Source organism: Escherichia sp. WS33, assembly GCF_046486385.1.
GTDB lineage: Bacteria > Pseudomonadota > Gammaproteobacteria > Enterobacterales > Enterobacteriaceae > ECMA0423.
Map to the genome: position 1 here is coordinate 13,452 of NZ_JBJQLJ010000006.1, position 12,467 is coordinate 25,918.

General features: G+C 52.2%; 12 protein-coding genes. 6 read left to right on the forward strand and 6 right to left on the reverse strand.

Translation table 11 applies throughout. From position 1 onward, the window contains the following. Positions 1 to 46 precede the first annotated feature (46 nt). On the forward strand, positions 47 to 916 hold the full coding sequence (locus tag ACJHXA_RS06865) for a phosphoribulokinase (protein ID WP_001274680.1): 870 nt from the start codon (positions 47 to 49) through the stop codon (positions 914 to 916). Between the two features lie 54 nt (positions 917 to 970). On the opposite strand, the gene ACJHXA_RS06870 is transcribed toward ACJHXA_RS06865, so the two are convergent. Next, positions 971 to 1,375: an OsmC family protein gene (locus ACJHXA_RS06870; RefSeq protein WP_001148908.1), complete on the reverse strand. Its 405-nt coding sequence runs from the start codon at positions 1,373 to 1,375 to the stop codon at positions 971 to 973. A gap of 301 nt (positions 1,376 to 1,676) precedes the next feature. Between ACJHXA_RS06870 and crp the strand changes: the two genes are divergently transcribed. Both crp and ACJHXA_RS06880 read left to right on the forward strand, forming a co-directional pair. Further along, positions 1,677 to 2,309 (forward strand): cAMP-activated global transcriptional regulator CRP, encoded by a 633-nt coding sequence (gene crp, locus ACJHXA_RS06875; RefSeq protein WP_000242755.1) that lies wholly within the window; start codon positions 1,677 to 1,679, stop codon positions 2,307 to 2,309. A gap of 50 nt (positions 2,310 to 2,359) precedes the next feature. After that, positions 2,360 to 4,450, forward strand: a complete 2,091-nt coding sequence (locus ACJHXA_RS06880) for a YccS/YhfK family putative transporter (RefSeq protein WP_001295162.1) — start codon at positions 2,360 to 2,362, stop codon at positions 4,448 to 4,450. Positions 4,451 to 4,516: 66 nt separating this feature from the next. On the opposite strand, the gene argD is transcribed toward ACJHXA_RS06880, so the two are convergent. The 5 genes from argD to ppiA form a co-directional block, all read right to left on the reverse strand. After that, positions 4,517 to 5,737: a bifunctional acetylornithine/succinyldiaminopimelate transaminase gene (gene argD / locus ACJHXA_RS06885; RefSeq protein WP_000963784.1), complete on the reverse strand. Its 1,221-nt coding sequence runs from the start codon at positions 5,735 to 5,737 to the stop codon at positions 4,517 to 4,519. Between the two features lie 85 nt (positions 5,738 to 5,822). Beyond that, positions 5,823 to 6,386 carry an aminodeoxychorismate synthase component 2 gene (pabA, locus tag ACJHXA_RS06890; RefSeq protein WP_000601847.1) on the reverse strand — a complete coding sequence of 188 codons (564 nt, stop codon included), beginning with the start codon at positions 6,384 to 6,386 and terminating at the stop codon, positions 5,823 to 5,825. Between the two features lie 31 nt (positions 6,387 to 6,417). Next, on the reverse strand, positions 6,418 to 7,020 hold the full coding sequence (locus ACJHXA_RS06895; RefSeq protein ID WP_001280641.1) for a putative adenosine monophosphate-protein transferase Fic: 603 nt from the start codon (positions 7,018 to 7,020) through the stop codon (positions 6,418 to 6,420). Continuing rightward, positions 7,010 to 7,177, reverse strand: coding sequence for a YhfG family protein (locus ACJHXA_RS06900; protein WP_000736862.1), 168 nt, complete (start codon positions 7,175 to 7,177; stop codon positions 7,010 to 7,012). Before ACJHXA_RS06900 ends, ACJHXA_RS06895 begins: the two co-directional genes overlap by 11 nt. Before the next feature lie 104 nt (positions 7,178 to 7,281). Continuing rightward, positions 7,282 to 7,854: a peptidylprolyl isomerase A gene (gene ppiA, locus ACJHXA_RS06905; protein WP_000477225.1), complete on the reverse strand. Its 573-nt coding sequence runs from the start codon at positions 7,852 to 7,854 to the stop codon at positions 7,282 to 7,284. 270 nt (positions 7,855 to 8,124) lie between these two features. On the opposite strand from ppiA, the gene tsgA reads away from it, so the two are divergent. From tsgA to nirD, 3 genes are all read left to right on the forward strand, one after another. Next, entirely contained in the window at positions 8,125 to 9,306 is a 1,182-nt protein-coding gene (tsgA, locus tag ACJHXA_RS06910; RefSeq protein ID WP_000185247.1) for an MFS transporter TsgA, read from the forward strand. Between the two features lie 261 nt (positions 9,307 to 9,567). Then, positions 9,568 to 12,111 (forward strand): NADPH-nitrite reductase large subunit, encoded by a 2,544-nt coding sequence (gene nirB, locus ACJHXA_RS06915; protein ID WP_000049213.1) that lies wholly within the window; start codon positions 9,568 to 9,570, stop codon positions 12,109 to 12,111. After that, positions 12,108 to 12,434, forward strand: coding sequence for a nitrite reductase small subunit NirD (gene nirD / locus ACJHXA_RS06920; RefSeq protein ID WP_001077687.1), 327 nt, complete (start codon positions 12,108 to 12,110; stop codon positions 12,432 to 12,434). The genes nirB and nirD overlap by 4 nt, the downstream gene beginning before the upstream one ends. Positions 12,435 to 12,467 lie beyond the last annotated feature (33 nt).

The window sequence follows — 12,467 nt, forward strand, 5'->3', positions numbered from 1 at the left end:
CCGTCGGCGGACGAGATAATAATGATAGCTAAGTCATGGAGTTACTATGTCTGCCAAACATCCGGTCATTGCGGTAACAGGATCCAGCGGCGCGGGGACCACCACCACCAGCCTCGCGTTTCGTAAAATATTCGCGCAGTTAAATCTGCATGCAGCTGAGGTGGAAGGCGACAGTTTTCACCGTTACACCCGCCCGGAAATGGACATGGCGATCCGCAAAGCGCGCGACGCCGGGCGGCATATCAGCTACTTCGGCCCCGAGGCTAACGACTTCGGCCTGCTGGAACAAACCTTCATTGAATACGGTCAGAGCGGCAAAGGGAAATCTCGCAAATATCTGCATACCTACGACGAAGCCGTACCGTGGAATCAGGTACCGGGGACATTCACCCCCTGGCAACCTTTACCGGAACCCACTGATGTACTGTTTTATGAAGGTTTACACGGCGGCGTAGTCACGCCACAGCATAACGTTGCGCAGCATGTGGACTTACTGGTCGGCGTGGTGCCTATCGTTAACCTTGAGTGGATTCAAAAACTGATCCGCGACACCAGCGAGCGCGGGCACTCACGAGAAGCAGTGATGGACTCGGTAGTGCGTTCAATGGAAGATTATATCAACTACATCACACCGCAGTTTTCCCGCACCCATCTTAACTTCCAGCGCGTTCCCACCGTCGACACTTCAAACCCGTTCGCGGCAAAAGGTATCCCGTCGCTCGATGAAAGCTTTGTGGTGATCCATTTTCGTAATCTGGAAGGGATCGATTTCCCCTGGCTGCTGGCGATGTTGCAAGGCTCATTCATTTCCCACATCAATACGTTAGTGGTACCGGGCGGCAAAATGGGTCTGGCAATGGAATTAATTATGCTGCCGCTGGTGCAACGATTGATGGAAGGAAAGAAAATCGAGTAACTCTGCTATTACGCCGGATAAAATACTATCCGGCTTCACAACGGGATAGTTAAATCACGCGGCAACCACTTCATACGAGTGAGTAATATTCACCGCTTTTTCCAGCATCAACGCCACTGAACAATATTTCTCAGCAGAGAGATCAACCGCACGCGCAACCGCTGCGTCTTTCAGGTCGCGACCGGTGACGATAAAATGCAGATTAATGTGCGTAAACAGGCGTGGTGCCTCTTCGCGGCGTTCAGAGGTCAATTTTACTTCACAATCGACCACATCCTGACGCCCTTTTTGCAGGATAGAAACCACATCGATGGCACTGCAACCCCCCGCCGCCATCAACACCATTTCCATCGGACTTGGTGCTTTATCGCCTGAGTTGCCGTCCATTAAAATCTGATGACCAGAGGCGGATTCGCCCAGAAAAGTTAACCCTTCGACCCACTTCACTCGCGCTTGCATTTTTGCTACTCCACTGCGTCAATTTTCCTGACAGAGTACGCGTACTAACCAAATCGCGCAACGGAAGGCGACCTGGGTCATGCTGAAGCGAGACACCAGGAGACACAAAGCGAAAGCTATGCTAAAACAGTCAGGATGCTACAGTAATACATTGATGTACTGCATGTATGCAAAGGACGTCACATTACCGTGCAGTACAGTTGATAGCCCCTTCCCAGGTAGCGGGAAGCATATTTCGGCAATCCAGAGACAGCGGCGTTATCTGGCTCTGGAGAAAGCTTATAACAGAGGATAACCGCGCATGGTGCTTGGCAAACCGCAAACAGACCCGACTCTCGAATGGTTCTTGTCTCATTGCCACATTCATAAGTACCCATCCAAGAGCACGCTTATTCACCAGGGTGAAAAAGCGGAAACGCTGTACTACATCGTTAAAGGCTCTGTGGCAGTGCTGATCAAAGACGAAGAGGGTAAAGAAATGATCCTCTCCTATCTGAATCAGGGTGATTTTATTGGCGAACTGGGCCTGTTTGAAGAGGGCCAGGAACGTAGCGCATGGGTACGTGCGAAAACCGCCTGTGAAGTGGCTGAAATTTCGTACAAAAAATTTCGCCAATTGATTCAGGTAAACCCGGACATTCTGATGCGTCTGTCTGCACAGATGGCGCGTCGTCTGCAAGTCACTTCAGAGAAAGTGGGCAACCTGGCGTTCCTCGACGTGACGGGCCGCATTGCACAGACTCTGCTGAATCTGGCAAAACAACCAGACGCTATGACTCACCCGGACGGTATGCAAATCAAAATTACCCGTCAGGAAATTGGTCAGATTGTCGGCTGTTCTCGTGAAACCGTGGGACGCATTCTGAAGATGCTTGAAGATCAGAACCTGATCTCCGCACACGGTAAAACCATCGTCGTTTACGGCACTCGTTAATCCCGTCGGAGTGGCGCGTTACCTGGTAGCGCGCCATTTTGTTTCCCCCGATGTGGCGCAGACTGATTTATCACCCCGATATCAACTATGCACTTCGACAAACGCTGGTGCTATGTTTGCCCGTGGCCGTTGGGTTAATGCTTGGCGAATTACGATTCGGTCTGCTCTTCTCACTCGTTCCTGCCTGTTGCAATATTGCGGGCCTTGATACGCCTCATAAACGTTTTTTCAAACGCTTAATCATTGGTGCGTCGCTGTTTGCCACCTGTAGCTTGCTGACACAGCTACTACTGGCAAAAGATGTTCCTCTGCCCTTTTTGCTGACCGGATTAACGCTGGTACTTGGCGTCACTGCTGAGCTGGGGCCATTGCACGCTAAATTGCTTCCCGCATCGCTGCTCGCCGCCATTTTTACCCTCAGTCTGGCGGGATATATGCCGGTCTGGGAACCATTGCTCATCTATGCGTTGGGCACTCTCTGGTACGGATTGTTTAACTGGTTTTGGTTCTGGATCTGGCGCGAACAACCGCTGCGCGAGTCACTAAGTCTGCTGTACCGTGAACTGGCAGATTATTGTGAAGCCAAATACAGCCTGCTTACCCAGCACACCGACCCTGAAAAAGCGCTGCCGCCGCTGCTGGTGCGCCAGCAAAAAGCGGTCGATCTAATTACCCAGTGCTATCAGCAAATGCATATGCTTTCCGCGCAAAATAATACTGACTACAAGCGGATGCTGCGTATTTTCCAGGAGGCGCTGGATTTACAGGAACATATTTCGGTCAGTTTGCATCAGCCGGAAGAGGTGCAAAAACTGGTCGAGCGTAGCCATGCGGAAGAAGTTATCCGCTGGAATGCGCAAACCGTCGCCGCTCGCCTGCGCGTGCTGGCTGATGACATTCTTTACCATCGCCTGCCAACGCGTTTTACGATGGAAAAGCAAATTGGCGCACTGGAAAAAATCGCCCGCCAGCATCCGGATAATCCGGTTGGGCAATTCTGCTATTGGCACTTCAGCCGCATTGCCCGCGTGCTGCGCACCCAAAAACCGCTCTATGCCCGTGACTTACTGGCCGATAAACAGCGGCGAATGCCGTTACTTCCGGCGCTGAAAAGTTATCTGTCACTAAAGTCTCCGGCGCTACGCAATGCCGGACGACTCAGTGTGATGTTAAGCGTTGCCAGCCTGATGGGCACCGCGCTGCATCTGCCGAAGTCGTACTGGATCCTGATGACGGTATTGCTGGTGACGCAAAATGGCTATGGCGCAACCCGTTTGAGGATTGTGAATCGCTCCGTGGGAACCGTGGTCGGGTTAATCATTGCGGGCGTGGCGCTGCACTTTAAAATTCCCGAAGGTTACACCCTGACCTTGATGCTGATTACCACCCTCGCCAGCTACCTGATATTGCGCAAAAACTACGGCTGGGCGACGGTCGGTTTTACCATTACCGCAGTGTATACCCTGCAACTGTTGTGGCTGAACGGTGAGCAGTACATCCTTCCACGTCTTATCGATACCATTATTGGTTGTTTGATTGCTTTCGGTGGTACCGTCTGGCTGTGGCCGCAGTGGCAGAGCGGGTTATTGCGTAAAAACGCCCATGATGCTTTAGAAGCCTATCAGGAAGCGATTCGCTTGATTCTGAGCGAGGACCCGCAACCTACCCCACTGGCCTGGCAGCGAATGCGGGTAAATCAGGCGCATAACACTCTGTATAACTCATTGAATCAGGCGATGCAGGAACCAGCGTTCAACAGCCATTATCTGGCAGATATGAAACTGTGGGTAACGCACAGCCAGTTTATTGTTGAGCATATTAATGCCATGACCACGCTGGCGCGGGAACACCGGGCATTGCCACCTGAACTGGCACAAGAGTATTTACAGTCTTGTGAAATCGCCATTCAGCGTTGTCAGCAGCGGCTGGAATATGACGAACCGGGGAGTTCTGGCGATGCCAATATCATGGATGCGCCGGAGATGCAGCCGCACGAAGGCGCGGCAGGTACGCTGGAGCAGCATTTACAGCGGGTTATTGGTCATCTGAACACCATGCACACCATTTCGTCGATGGCATGGCGTCAGCGACCGCATCACGGGATTTGGCTGAGTCGCAAGTTGCGGGATTCGAAGGCGTAATGCAGGCTAAACCATCGGATAAGGCATTCACGCCGCATCCGACATCTTTTGCCTGATGCTTCGTATTTACGCCCCAATCACCTTAGCCACCGCGTGGGCGAAACGTTGCATCCCTTCATCGATATCCGCATCTTCCACCACCAGCGACGGTGCAAAACGCATCACATCCGGTCCGGCATTCAGCACCATTACGCCAGCCTCTGCGCCCGCATACAGGAAATCACGCGCCCGACCTTTGAACTGTGGCTTAAGCTCCGCGCCAATCAACAGCCCCATACCGCGAATATCGCTAAACACATCGTACTGCTGATCGATCTTCTGCAAATGGTCAACAAAACGCTGGCGTTTCGCCTGAATGCCTTCCAGCACTTCAGGGGTATTGATGATATCAAACGCCGCGCCCGCTACTGCACAGGCCAGAGGATTACCGCCGTAGGTGGAACCGTGAGAACCAGGATGAAACGCAGAAGCAATTTCCGCCGTGGTCAGCATGGCGCTAATCGGGAAGCCGCCGCCTAACGCTTTCGCAGAGGTCAGAATATCCGGCGTCACACCGTAGTGCATGTAAGCAAACAAATCGCCAGTCCGCCCCATCCCGCACTGCACTTCATCAAACACCAATAATGCCTGATGTTGATCGCACAGCTCGCGCAAGCCCTGCAAAAACTCTGGCGTCGCAGCCGTCACACCGCCCTCGCCCTGGATCGGCTCAACCACCACCGCACAGGTGTGATCATCCATCACCGCTTTCACTGCGTGGAGATCGTTAAAGGGAACGTGGATGATGTCTGCCGGTTTTGGCCCAAAGCCGTCGGAATATTTTGGCTGCCCGCCCACCGAGACGGTAAACAGCGAGCGACCATGAAAAGCGTTATGGAAGGCAATAATTTTGGTTTTGAACGGGCTATGACGCACACAGGCATAATGGCGTGCCAGTTTAAAGGCGGTTTCGTTAGCTTCCGTGCCGGAGTTCATAAACACCACGCGTTCGGCAAACGTCGCCTCAATCAGTTTGCGCCCAAGACGCAGCGCCGGTTCATTGGTGAAAACGTTACTGATATGCCACAGAGTTTCGCCCTGGGTTTTTAACGCATTCACCAGCGCAGGATGGCAATGGCCCAACGCCGTAACTGCAATGCCACCCGCGAAATCGACATACTCCTTGCCTTGCTGATCCCAGATTCGGCTGCCCTGACCTTTTACCGGAATGAACTCTGCCGGAGCATAAATCGGCAGGATCACTTCATCGAAAGTCGCCCGTGTAATTGCTGTTTGTTCAATTGCCATCTCATGATCACCCTGTTACGCATAAATAAATGTGAAATTATAATCACAAAATATGCATAAAAAATCACTGAATGGCAATCAGAAATCAGCGATGCAGAAAATTAGCCAGCAGTTGATGTCCTTGTTCGCTAAGAATACTTTCTGGATGGAATTGCACACCTTCCAGATCCCACTGGCGATGGCGAATCCCCATAATCTCGCGGGTTTCGCTCCAGGCCGTCACGTCAAAGCACGCTGGTAATGAGTCAGGTTCCACCACCAGCGAATGGTAGCGTGTCACGGTGAGTGGATTTGCCAGCCCCCGAAATACGCCCTCACCGTTATGTGTAATCGGCGAGGTTTTGCCGTGCATAACCTTTGCGGCGCGCACAACTTTACCGCCAAATGCCTGCGCCATTGCCTGATGACCGAGGCAGACGCCAAGAATCGGCAAGCGCCCGGCATAGTGGCGAATAACGTCAAGGGAGATCCCGGCTTCATCTGGCGTACAGGGGCCAGGTGAGATGACAATTTTTTGTGGTTTAAGGGCGTCGATATCCGCCAGCGTCAACGCATCGTTGCGCTTAACCAGCACATCCGCCCCCAGTTCACAAAAGTACTGGTAGAGGTTCCAGGTAAAAGAATCGTAGTTATCTATAAGCAGGATCATGGCGGCTCCGGTACGAAAGAACCGCGCTATTTTACTCAGATTCCCCGGCTTCGCTTACCACTTTGCTAAATATCATCTGCAGCGCGGTGAGATCCCCCATTGCTCCACTCTGATTTGCCTGATTCCAGGCCTCTTTTTCGATACCCTGCCAGCTCAGTTGATATCCGGCATGAATCGCCAGTTGCTCGAAGAAGATCCGCTGTGCCAGACCACTTCCCACCCGGAAGGGATGCAGCACGTTGATTTCACAATAGTAATGCGCCAGCCGCTCGACGAACTTCGCTTTCTCCAGGCCAACCAGATAACCTTCTTCCTCCAGATCCTGCATCAGGGCATTGCCCTCTTTTTCGATATAAGCAAAGTGGCAGAACGGCGTATCGCCCTGATAAATATCAACTTCACGCAGTTGCCCTGCCCAGTCGAAAATATCCTGGTACAGCTGGCGATGGATAGTGCGCAAATGCGGTAAACCGCGCACCAGCGGACCAAGCTCAATGGTCGCAGCACGCAGCGCCGTCATTTCGTAAGCGGCCTGTTCCAGCCGCTGCTGCTGGCGGATGTTCAGCCGGTTACGCATGATATCAAGGCCAGGATAAAGATACGGATCGCGCCCTTCGCCGAATTTATCGCTCATAGTGACTCCTCAGCTCTTCAAGGCGCGCTAAAGCCTCTGCGGCAGTAAGAGTGACTAAAGGCATCTCGACGCCTTCAAGACGGCGACTGGCCTGAAAATTACGATTACGCTGAAGCTCCCAGAGACGGGACTTTTGCTTATCGGTGAGTTTCTTCACTTGATGCCTCCCTGAACGTGTCCATTTGCCACAAGTATAAGCGGCAAATCCGGGTTACGCCGGGAGAGCAAAAGCGCGGGCAAGATTGCCCGCGCGAGAAATCATTACGGCAGGACTTTAGCGGAAAGGATAACTACCGGTTTTGACGGCACATTCTGGTACGGACCAACGTCATGAGTCGGCACCTGGGAAATCTTATCGGCAACGTCCATGCCTTTCACCACTTTACCAAATACCGCGTAACCGAAATCACGCTGACCATGGTCAAGGAAGGCGTTATCGGCAACGTTGATAAAGAACTGGCTGGTGGCGCTGTCTTTGTCGGCGGTACGCGCCATCGCGATGGTACCACGCGTGTTGCGCAGGCCATTATCGGCTTCATTTTTGATTGGCGGGTTTGGTTTTTTCTGCTGCATCTGCTCGGTGAAACCGCCGCCCTGAATCATAAAGCCAGGAATGACGCGGTGAAAGGTAGTGTTGTTATAAAAACCGCTGTTCACATAATCGACAAAGTTCTGCACAGACACTGGCGCTTTTTGTTTATCCAGCTCCAGTTCGATGTTACCAGCTGAGGTTGTCAACAATACGTGCGGGTCCCCTTTCGCTGCCATTGCTGCGGGAGAAAGAGCAGAAAGAGCGAAAACAGCAGCCATCGCCGCCAGGGTCGATTTGAACATGAGATTTCCTTAACAAACAGAGCAGAAAAAAAGCAAGTGAAGAGATTCTAAATAGCCTTCAAGAACAAGGCCATCCCTTTACCTAATTTTACGTATCTGAAATATATGTAACCTGACGATCACTTTTTATTCCGTGATCAAAATCACCTCTTAAAATGCAATTTAGCAACCGATTGCAATAAAACATTTAAACAGATCACAAAATCACCTAAAATCGCCCGCTCGCGGCATATCCCGCTATGCCATTTTATTTTTGAACGCAGGCCAATCATGACTAACAGCAATCGCATCAAGCTCACATGGATTAGCTTTCTCTCCTACGCACTGACTGGTGCGTTGGTTATTGTCACCGGGATGGTGATGGGAAATATCGCCGATTATTTCAATCTGCCTGTTTCCAGTATGAGTAACACCTTCACCTTCCTCAACGCCGGCATTTTAATCTCTATCTTCCTCAACGCCTGGCTGATGGAAATCGTCCCGTTGAAAACGCAGTTACGTTTTGGCTTTCTCCTGATGGTGCTGGCGGTTGCCGGTTTGATGTTCAGCCACAGCCTGGCGCTGTTCTCGGCGGCGATGTTCATTCTCGGGGTGGTCAGCGGCATCACCATGTCGATTGGTACATTCCTGGTAACACAAATGTATGAAGGGCGTCAGCGCGGTTCCCGCCTGTTATTTACCGACTCCTTCTTCAGTATGGCTGGGATGATTTTCCCAATGATCGCCGCGTTTCTACTGGCGCGCAGCATTGAGTGGTACTGGGTTTATGCCTGCATCGGGCTGGTGTATGTCGCTATTTTTATTCTGACCTTCGGCTGTGAGTTCCCGGCGCTGGGCAAACATGCGCCAAAAACGGATGCTCCGGTAGAGAAAGAAAAGTGGGGGATCGGCGTACTGTTTCTCTCTGTTGCGGCGCTGTGCTACATCCTTGGTCAGTTAGGTTTTATCTCCTGGGTGCCTGAGTATGCCAAAGGCCTGGGCATGAGCCTGAACGACGCGGGCACGCTGGTGAGTAACTTCTGGATGTCATACATGGTCGGCATGTGGGCGTTCAGCTTTATTCTTCGCTTCTTTGATTTGCAACGTATTCTGACCGTACTGGCTGGTCTGGCTGCGATTCTGATGTACGTCTTTAACACCGGAACACCAGCACATATGGCGTGGTCAATTCTCGCTCTGGGCTTCTTCTCCAGCGCGATCTATACCACCATCATCACCCTGGGTTCACAGCAGACCAAAGTACCGTCGCCAAAACTGGTTAACTTTGTCCTGACCTGCGGAACCATCGGTACTATGTTGACCTTTGTGGTTACCGGCCCGATTGTTGAACATAGCGGTCCGCAGGCGGCACTGCTTACAGCAAACGGTCTGTACGCTGTCGTCTTTGTGATGTGCTTCCTGTTAGGTTTCGTCAGCCGTCACCGTCAGCATAACACCCTGACCTCTCATTAATTGCTAATGCCGGACGGCACTATCGTCGTCCGGCCTTTTCCTCTCTTCCCCCGCTACGTGCATCTATTTCTATAAACCCGTTCATTTTGTCCATTTTTTGCACAAACATGAAATGTCAGACAATTCCGTGACTTAAGAAAATTTATACAAATCAGCAATATACCCCTTAAGGAGTATATAAAGGTGAATTTGATTTACATCAATAAGCGGGGTTGCTGAATCGTTAAGGTAGGCGGTAATAGAAAAGAAATCGAGGCAAAAATGAGCAAAGTCAGACTCGCAATTATCGGTAACGGTATGGTCGGCCATCGCTTTATCGAAGATCTTCTTGATAAATCTGATGCGGCCAACTTTGATATTACCGTTTTCTGTGAAGAACCGCGCATCGCTTATGACCGCGTACACCTCTCGTCTTACTTCTCTCACCACACCGCCGAAGAGCTGTCGCTGGTGCGCGAAGGCTTCTACGAGAAACACGGCATCAAAGTTCTGGTCGGCGAACGTGCTATCACCATCAACCGTCAGGAGAAGGTGATTCACTCCAGCGCCGGGCGCACCGTTTTTTATGACAAGCTGATCATGGCGACCGGTTCCTACCCGTGGATCCCGCCAATCAAAGGTTCTGATACTCAGGACTGCTTTGTCTATCGCACCATTGAAGACCTCAACGCCATTGAATCCTGTGCCCGTCGCAGCAAACGCGGTGCCGTTGTTGGTGGCGGCCTGTTAGGTCTGGAAGCCGCTGGCGCGCTGAAAAACTTAGGTATTGAAACCCACGTTATCGAATTTGCCCCTATGCTGATGGCGGAACAGCTTGATCAGATGGGTGGCGAGCAGCTGCGTCGCAAAATCGAAAGTATGGGCGTGCGCGTTCACACCAGCAAAAACACCCTTGAGATTGTGCAGGAAGGTGTCGAAGCGCGTAAAACCATGCGTTTTGCCGACGGCAGCGAACTGGAAGTCGACTTTATCGTCTTCTCTACCGGTATCCGTCCGCGCGATAAGCTGGCAACCCAGTGTGGTCTGGACGTAGCTCCGCGTGGGGGTATTGTCATTAATGATTCCTGCCAGACTTCCGATCCGGATATCTACGCCATCGGTGAATGCGCAAGCTGGAACAACCGTGTATTTGGTCTGGTAGCACCAGGCTACAAAATGGCGCAGGTCGCCGTTGACCATATTCTCGGTAGCGAAAACGCCTTTGAAGGTGCTGACCTTAGCGCCAAGCTGAAACTGCTGGGCGTAGACGTAGGCGGTATTGGTGATGCGCACGGTCGCACGCCTGGCGCACGTAGCTACGTTTACCTCGACGAAAGCAAAGAGATCTACAAACGCCTTATTGTCAGCGAAGACAACAAAACCCTGCTCGGTGCGGTACTGGTGGGCGATACCAGCGACTACGGCAACCTGCTGCAACTGGTGCTGAATGCTATCGAGCTGCCGGAAAACCCGGATTCTCTGATTCTGCCGGCGCACTCGGGTAGCGGTAAGCCGTCTATCGGTGTTGATAAACTGCCGGACAGCGCGCAAATCTGCTCCTGCTTCGACGTCACCAAAGGTGATCTGATTGCTGCCATCAACAAAGGCTGCCACACCGTTGCGGCGCTGAAAGCCGAAACCAAAGCGGGTACTGGCTGCGGTGGCTGTATCCCGCTGGTCACTCAGGTACTGAACGCGGAACTGGCGAAACAGGGCATCGAAGTTAACAACAACCTGTGCGAACACTTTGCTTATTCGCGTCAGGAACTGTTCCATTTGATCCGCGTTGAAGGCATTAAAACCTTCGAAGAACTGCTGGCGAAACACGGCAAAGGTTACGGTTGTGAAGTTTGTAAACCGACCGTCGGTTCGCTGCTGGCCTCCTGCTGGAACGAATACATTCTGAAGCCGGAACATACTCCGCTGCAGGATTCAAACGACAACTTCCTCGCTAACATCCAGAAAGACGGCACCTACTCGGTGATCCCGCGTTCTCCGGGCGGTGAAATCACCCCGGAAGGGCTGATGGCAGTAGGTCGTATCGCGCGTGAATTTAATCTCTACACCAAAATCACCGGCTCTCAGCGCCTGGCGATGTTTGGCGCACAGAAAGACGATCTGCCGGAGATCTGGCGTCAGCTGATTGAAGCTGGCTTCGAAACCGGTCATGCCTATGCGAAAGCACTACGTATGGCGAAAACCTGCGTGGGTAGCACCTGGTGCCGCTACGGCGTTGGCGACAGCGTCGGCCTCGGCGTGGAACTGGAAAACCGCTACAAAGGCATCCGTACGCCGCACAAAATGAAGTTCGGTGTCTCCGGCTGTACCCGTGAATGTTCAGAAGCTCAGGGTAAAGACGTGGGTATTATCGCCACTGAAAAAGGCTGGAACCTGTATGTTTGCGGTAACGGCGGCATGAAACCGCGTCATGCGGATCTGCTGGCGGCGGATATCGATCGCGAAACGCTGATCAAATATCTCGACCGCTTCATGATGTTCTACATCCGTACCGCCGACAAACTGACGCGTACCGCACCGTGGTTAGAAAACCTCGAAGGCGGCATTGATTACCTGAAAGCGGTGATCATTGACGACAAACTGGGGCTGAACGCACATCTGGAAGAAGAGATGGCGCGCCTGCGTGAAGCGGTAGTGTGTGAGTGGACTGAAACGGTCAATACGCCGTCTGCGCAGACTCGCTTCAAACACTTCATCAACAGCGACAAGCGTGACCCGAACGTGCAGATGGTGCCAGAGCGCGAACAGCACCGTCCGGCAACGCCGTATGAACGTATCCCGGTAACTCTGGTGGAGGACAACGCATGAACCAGTGGAAAGACATCTGCAAAATCGATGACATCCTGCCTGAAACCGGCGTCTGCGCGCTGTTAGGTGACGAGCAGGTAGCAATTTTCCGCCCGTATCACAGCGACCAGGTGTTTGCGATCAGCAACATTGATCCGTTCTTCGAGTCCAGCGTGCTGTCACGCGGGCTGATTGCGGAACACCAGGGCGAGCTGTGGGTCGCCAGCCCGCTGAAAAAACAGCGTTTTCGCTTAAGTGATGGCTTGTGCATGGAAGACGAACAGTTTTCCGTCAAACATTACGAAGCACGAGTGAAAGACGGCGTGGTGCAGCTGCGCGGTTAATGTTTTAACGGGAGGCGCAATGCCTCCCCTTTT

Bases quoted from the DNA above. Each gene is read 5' to 3' on its own strand.
- ppiA (WP_000477225.1), bottom strand. From the start codon at position 7,854: ATGTTCAAATCGACCCTGGCGGCGATGGCTGCTGTTTTCGCTCTTTCT.
- nirB (WP_000049213.1), top strand. From the start codon at position 9,568: ATGAGCAAAGTCAGACTCGCAATTATCGGTAACGGTATGGTCGGCCAT.
- tsgA (WP_000185247.1), top strand. From the start codon at position 8,125: ATGACTAACAGCAATCGCATCAAGCTCACATGGATTAGCTTTCTCTCC.
- argD (WP_000963784.1), bottom strand. From the start codon at position 5,737: ATGGCAATTGAACAAACAGCAATTACACGGGCGACTTTCGATGAAGTG.
- ACJHXA_RS06880 (WP_001295162.1), top strand. From the start codon at position 2,360: ATGTGGCGCAGACTGATTTATCACCCCGATATCAACTATGCACTTCGA.
- nirD (WP_001077687.1), top strand. From the start codon at position 12,108: ATGAACCAGTGGAAAGACATCTGCAAAATCGATGACATCCTGCCTGAA.
- crp (WP_000242755.1), top strand. From the start codon at position 1,677: ATGGTGCTTGGCAAACCGCAAACAGACCCGACTCTCGAATGGTTCTTG.
- ACJHXA_RS06895 (WP_001280641.1), bottom strand. From the start codon at position 7,020: ATGAGCGATAAATTCGGCGAAGGGCGCGATCCGTATCTTTATCCTGGC.
- ACJHXA_RS06865 (WP_001274680.1), top strand. From the start codon at position 47: ATGTCTGCCAAACATCCGGTCATTGCGGTAACAGGATCCAGCGGCGCG.
- pabA (WP_000601847.1), bottom strand. From the start codon at position 6,386: ATGATCCTGCTTATAGATAACTACGATTCTTTTACCTGGAACCTCTAC.
- ACJHXA_RS06870 (WP_001148908.1), bottom strand. From the start codon at position 1,375: ATGCAAGCGCGAGTGAAGTGGGTCGAAGGGTTAACTTTTCTGGGCGAA.